Consider the following 6,173-nt stretch of genomic DNA (forward strand, 5'->3'; position numbering starts at 1 on the left):
ATGTTAGCACATCAATGTATTATTTAAAATCTAAAGTCTCTTTGTCCTGCAGCTATTGCTTTGAGATTCCGGATAGCTATTTCCCTGATTTTGGGATTGGGGATTCGTTCCGTTTCTTTTAGAACCAGTTCCAATCCTTTCTGTCGCGTATCTTCTGAAGCATAATCTTCCAGATACTCTTTCAGAGTCATCAGGGCATTCGGTCCGCAACAGTTTGCTATCTGACCGGATTTCACTAATGACATGAAACGGTCTCCCGTCCGTCCTTCCCGGTAACAGGCTGTACAGAAACTGGGGATATATCCGAGTTCGAGCAACCAGTTGACCACTTCGTCTAATGTCCGGGTGTCGCTCACATCAAATTGGGCAGAATTATGATCGGGTAATTCCGTTTCAGCATATCCGCCTACACTGGTACGCGAACCGCCACTGATTTGTGAAATACCCAATTCGAGCACTTTCTTGCGTGATTCTTGCGATTCACGTGTAGAAATAATCATTCCTGTATAAGGAACGGCAATTCGGATAACAGCTACAATCTTGCTGAATATCTCATCCGAAATAGCGTTCGGGAAATCTCCCGCATCGATGTCATCTGCCGAACAGATGCGCGGCACACTGATTGTATGCGGCCCTACACCGAATTTGGCTTCCAAATGTTCGGCATGCATTAATAATCCGATAAAATCATACCGATAAGTATTCAAACCGAAAAGGACGCCAATGCCTACATCATCGATTCCTCCTTCCATCGCGCGGTCCATCGCTTCGGTGTGATAAGCGTAATTGCTTTTAGGTCCGGTGGGATGGAGAGCTTCGTAGTTATCTTTGTGATAAGTCTCTTGGAATAAGATATACGTGCCGATACCCGCTTCTTTCAATCGGCGATAATTTTCTACCGTAGTGGCTGCGATATTTACGTTTACCCGGCGGATAGCTCCATTTTTATGCTTGATACTATAAATCGTCTGAATAGATTCCAGAATATATTCTATCGGGTTCAGTGACGGATGCTCACCGGCTTCAAGAGCCAGTCGCTTATGTCCCATATCCTGCAAAGCAATTACCTCCCGGCGGATTTCTTCCTGTGTCAGTTTCTTGCGTGCAATAGTTTTGTTTTTGGCATGATACGGACAATATACGCAACCGTTTACGCAATGATTAGATAAATAAAGCGGTGCGAACATGACGATACGGTTGCCGTAAAACTTCTGTTTGATTTCTTTGGCGAGATGAAAGATACGTTCTATCAGGTCAGGTTGGTTACACTCCAGCAGAATAGCCGCTTCCCGGTGCGTCAGTCCCTTGCACAACGCTGCCTTTTCAATCAGTTGTTCAATCAGGATACGATTATCCTTATTGTTCTGTGCATATTCCAGCGTATCCAAAATTTCTTCGTGATGGATAAACTCTTCTGCTTTGGATGAATCTTTTTGGTATATCATAATATTCTTTGTTTTTTCACCACAGATTAGACGGATTCACACAGATTAAAATTTAATTCGAAATAAATCTGTGTGAATCCGTCTAATCTGTGGTGCGCTTAAAGTCGCCTCTTTCAGTGGAAATCTCGTAGCCGATGGTATTCAACTGCTTTTGTAAGGTAGCCAGTCCTTCGGCGGATTCCGCTCCGAGTGAAGCTTTGTCATTGTATAATTCATATTTTCTCCGTTCCTCCCGGGGAGACAGGTTGGGCATAACCACATTTGCACCAGCCAATATACCCCGCTCTCTGCCATCAGGGATAAGAGTGGCGAGAGCCGTTGTTGCCGGAATCAATGCGGATGGATGCATCAAACGGAAGATCGATAATAGAAGAATCGTCCGTTCCACCGTTCCGCTGGGATATTGGGCAAAAGGCGTATCATGATGGGGTAGGAAAGGGCCGATGCCAATCATTTCCGGCTGTAGCTTTTCAATGAACAAGATATCCTCGATGATATGTTCTACTGTTTGCCCTGGGCTGCCGACCATAATTCCGGTTCCTGTCTGATAGCCGATGTCTTTTAAATCCGCTAAACATTGCAGGCGCTGTTTGCCGGACATTTCTGCCGGATGCAGTTGCCGGTAATGCGACTCATTGTGAGTTTCGTGACGTAACAGATAACGGTTGGCTCCGGCACGGAAGAAACGTTCGTATGCATCACGCGACTTTTCTCCGAGCGACAGTGTAATGGCACAATCCGGATAATTCTGCCTGATACGGGCAACAGTCATTTCTATCCGATCGTCTGTCAGTGCGGGATCTTCTCCTCCTTGCAGCACGAAAGTGCGGAAACCTAATTTATATCCTTGCCGGCAACAATCCAGTATACTTTCCAGGTTCAATCGGTAACGTTCGATATTTGGATTTCCTTTTCGGATACCACAGTAATAACAGTTGTTCCGGCAGCAATTGCTGACTTCAATCAGTCCACGGATATAAATCTTATTTCCGAAGTGGCGGAGAGCGACTTCCTGCGCCTGTTTATTGATGTAACGCAGGGTTTCTGCGTCACATCCGGTCAACAGTTGCCGGAGCTCTTCCGGGCTAAGTGTTCTTTCCTGCCGTAGTTTATCGATCCATTGTTTCATAGCTCTCTTTTCGTTTGAGCAGCTCTTGTGCCAATTGGCGACGTCCCGAAACAATATCATTATGCGTACTTGGTCCGGTGATACATCCACCTTCGCATGCCATTACTTCAATAAACTGCCCCGCGGCCTTTCCTGTCTTGGCGCAGGCACGCAACAGAGCGATATTCTTTTTATTGATGTCCGACACTTGTATTGCATTGATTTTATCCGCTTCCTCTTTCAGATAAGCTTTGACAGCTCCCATCACACCACCTGCCTGTGCAAATCCATGTGCTTCGCGAACAGACGTATGTAATACAGAGAACTCCTGTACCTGTTCCAGTTCAATACCCAACCCGTCGAGAATCGAACCGATTTCTTCAAACGTCAGAATATAATCCACTGCTTCGTCACGACGTACTTCTTTGCGTTTAGCCACACAAGGGCCGACAAACACAACCTTAGCATCCGGATGCTTCTCTTTGGCAATCCGTGCGGCGTAGTACATCGGTGATCCGGTGGTAGAAACGTAAGGTTTCATATCCGGAATATGTTTCTCAACCAGTTCGATATAAGAAGGGCAACAGGAAGTAGTCATAAACTTCTGTCCCTCTTCCAATTTCTCCAGTAACTCGTGTGCTTCATTGCTGGTGGTTGCCATAGCACCTTCAGCCACTTCGATCACATCTGTAAATCCTATTTCTTTGAAAGCACCGTACACCTGTCCGATAGAAGTCTTAAACTGTCCCAGAATAGACGGAGCAACGATGGCAACCATCTTTTCTCCTTTACGGATGCGTTGCAATACATCGAATGTTTGCGAGATTTCGAAGATAGCACCGAACGGACAAGCATTCATGCATTTTCCGCAGTAGATACACTTGCTTTCATCAATGTGTTCTATGCCGTGTTCATCTTTGCTGATAGCTTTTACCGGGCAAGCCTCTTCACAAGGCACGGGAATATATACAATAGCGTGATAAGGACAACTCTTGTGACAAATACCGCAACTGACACATGTGTCATGGTCAATCATTGCCTGACCGTTTTTCTTGAAACGTATCGCATCTTTGGGGCAGTTCATGTAACAGCTACGTGCCACGCATCCGCGACAAAGGTTGGTTATTTCATAATTGATCTGTACACAGGAAGAACAGGCCTCGTCGATGACGCACATAATATTTTCCTTGTCCGGTTCGGGGCGGCTCAATGCCAATCGCGCATATTCAGAAAGCGGGGTAACTTCGTCGTGTTCGTCTGTCATATCCAGTCCCATCAGAGGAAAAGTCTTGTACCTCCACACTGCGCGTTCTTTATGTACGCAACACCGTCCTAGGGGTTTTGATTTGCGTGGACTCAACTCAATCGGGAGCCGGTCTATCTTTTCCACTAATTCGTCGTTTTTCCAGAGTTTAACGAGGTCTGCCAGCAATTTATGCCGGACAATCATAATATTATTCGTAAATGCCATATTGTAATAAAGAGGTTGTTAGTTAGTTGGTGCAAAGATACGAACAGAATTTCAATATTTAAGTTTTTTGAAACATTCTTGTAACTTTTTTGTAGCCCTCGCGTGTTATCTTTGTGGTGGACAAAAAAACTTAGAGGAGGCAGAGTTATGAATAGCAGTATTTTCGAACAACGTAGTCGTTTTGCCATGATTGGCGCATTGATGGTTATTATCAGTCTGCTGTTTTTATTCTACATGGGAAGTTCTTTGGTAAGCTCTACCAAAAAATACTTGGAGCAGATACAAGGGATAGAGATCACTTGTATCGACACAGACGAATAAAAACAAGCAACCGAAAGGTAGGATAACCCGGGGGAAATTTGTATTTTTGCCGGAAGAAAAAACAGACCTTATGGAAGAAAAGAATAGAGCCTGGAAAACGGTGAGTAGTAAATATCTATTTCGCCGTCCGTGGCTGACTGTGCGTTGCGAAGATATGTTGCTTCCCAACGGTAACCATATCCCCGAATATTATATTCTTGAGTATCCCGACTGGGTAAATACGATTGCCATTACAAAAGATGGTAAATTTGTTTTTGTCCGCCAGTACCGTCCGGGAATTGAACGAACTTGTTATGAACTTTGTGCCGGTGTCTGTGAGAAGGAAGACGCTTCACCGTTAGTGTCCGCCCAACGTGAATTGTGGGAGGAAACAGGCTACGGAAAAGGAAACTGGCAGGAATATATGGTGATTTCCGCTAATCCGAGCACTCATACCAATCTGACTTATTGCTTTCTTGCTACAGACGTAGAACTGATAGACCATCAGCATCTGGAAGCTACTGAAGATATCAGCGTACATCTGCTTACATTGGAAGAGGTGAGAAGCCTGCTTGATAAGAACGAAATTATGCAAGCGCTGAATGCTGCTCCATTGTGGAAATATATAGCAAATCTGTAATATCGTTTGGAATTCTGTAGAGAAATAATAACTTTGGAGAAAATTTAAATTATCTAATTATGAAAACTATATTATGGAGTATTCTTTGTTTGTTTCTCTCCGGATGGGGAAGTATGCAAACAGTGTCAGCGCAGGATTTGCAAGAGATGGAAAAGAACTTGTCCGCTATCAATGAGGATTTGAATCAAAAGACAAAAGAATATAGTTGGCAGCTTGCGGCGGCTTATGCAGATTATTGTGAAGCAAATAATAAATATATAAGCTGGAACGACTTGCCTTATCTACAAACAGTTGTCGAATATGAACGGCCTGCTTCTTTGGAAACTTACCGACTGGCGCACAAAGCCAGCAAAGATGAATTGGATAAGTTTCTAAATACATATAAGGAATATAAGGATCTGACAAAGAAGCAGAAAGAAGCAGTAACCAAAGAAGAGAAGGATGCTGTATCGACTGCTTTTTCTGCATTCTGGAAGAAATTGAGAAGTGAAGAAAATCCTTATAAAGATTTGTATTATGCCGAACGGAAAGCGATCAGCAAATATCGGGCGGAAGCTTTGCGGTATGTGATTGCCCATTATAAAGAAAAGAAGCAGGAGGTTCCGACTTCTTATATAAAATATGCTGAACGGTCTTATTTATTGCAGAAAGGTTCTGCTTTGGAGTTGTTGCAGAAAGAAATAAACGCATTGGAAAGTGTGCAGAGAGAACTTGTTCAGAATATAACAAGAGCAAGGTATGGGTTGGGTAAGACTGAAGATAAATAAAAGAGAGTTTCACACATAATTGATTAAGGTAATACGGGATGGAGAAATCCCTTTCTATACTGGGAGGTCTGGACTGAAAAGTTCAGACCTCTTTATCTTTCCCCTCAAGTACGTATAGAAAAGTTCTTTCCCCTCCTATGCAAACTTCTTTTGCATAGGAAGGAAACTTATTAAGGCTGTAGAGCAAACTATAATTGCAACTTTTGATTATATAAATGAAGGCTTCGTTTTTATAATTGCAAGTTTTGTTTTTATAATTGCAACTTGCGTTTATAGATTGGAGTAAGGGGAACCAGGGAAAACGCATGAGTTAAAACGCTTTAATAAAGGTGTTTATCAAATTAGTTAGATACTCGTCACTCCAGCCAGCCTTCTTCCTTTTCCTATTGACAGAAGTCTTCTTGTCTTCATCCTGATAATTCTTCAAAATGGTCAATGCCAT

At 43.2% G+C, this 6,173-nt stretch carries 6 protein-coding genes; 3 read left to right on the forward strand and 3 right to left on the reverse strand.

Annotated features, from left to right (window positions below; genetic code table 11):
* Positions 1 to 23 precede the first annotated feature (23 nt).
* From hydG to LPH68_RS19700, 3 genes are all read right to left on the reverse strand, one after another.
* Positions 24 to 1,445, reverse strand: coding sequence for a [FeFe] hydrogenase H-cluster radical SAM maturase HydG (gene hydG / locus LPH68_RS19690; protein WP_182019638.1), 1,422 nt, complete (start codon positions 1,443 to 1,445; stop codon positions 24 to 26).
* An 82-nt stretch (positions 1,446 to 1,527) separates the two neighbouring features.
* A complete protein-coding gene (gene hydE / locus LPH68_RS19695) occupies positions 1,528 to 2,574 on the reverse strand; it encodes a [FeFe] hydrogenase H-cluster radical SAM maturase HydE (protein WP_015531569.1) in 1,047 nt (348 codons plus the stop codon).
* A complete protein-coding gene (locus LPH68_RS19700; protein WP_004314012.1) occupies positions 2,555 to 4,024 on the reverse strand; it encodes a 4Fe-4S dicluster domain-containing protein in 1,470 nt (489 codons plus the stop codon). The genes hydE and LPH68_RS19700 overlap by 20 nt, the downstream gene beginning before the upstream one ends.
* 147 nt (positions 4,025 to 4,171) lie before the next feature.
* On the opposite strand from LPH68_RS19700, the gene LPH68_RS19705 reads away from it, so the two are divergent.
* The 3 genes from LPH68_RS19705 to LPH68_RS19715 all read left to right on the forward strand — a co-directional run bounded on the left by LPH68_RS19705 (position 4,172) and on the right by LPH68_RS19715 (position 5,731).
* Complete coding sequence (locus LPH68_RS19705; protein WP_008015767.1) at positions 4,172 to 4,345, forward strand: hypothetical protein; 174 nt, start codon at positions 4,172 to 4,174, stop codon at positions 4,343 to 4,345.
* Positions 4,346 to 4,415: 70 nt separating this feature from the next.
* Positions 4,416 to 4,964, forward strand: a complete 549-nt coding sequence (locus LPH68_RS19710; RefSeq protein WP_004314010.1) for an NUDIX hydrolase — start codon at positions 4,416 to 4,418, stop codon at positions 4,962 to 4,964.
* Positions 4,965 to 5,023: 59 nt separating this feature from the next.
* The gene (locus LPH68_RS19715) at positions 5,024 to 5,731 is read left to right on the forward strand and encodes a DUF5039 family protein (protein WP_151923804.1); all 708 of its coding nucleotides are present in this window, start codon (positions 5,024 to 5,026) and stop codon (positions 5,729 to 5,731) included.
* The last annotated feature ends 442 nt before the right edge of the window (positions 5,732 to 6,173 follow it).

It is taken from the genome of Bacteroides sp. 1_1_30, from assembly GCF_020982715.1.
Taxonomy (GTDB): domain Bacteria; phylum Bacteroidota; class Bacteroidia; order Bacteroidales; family Bacteroidaceae; genus Bacteroides; species Bacteroides xylanisolvens.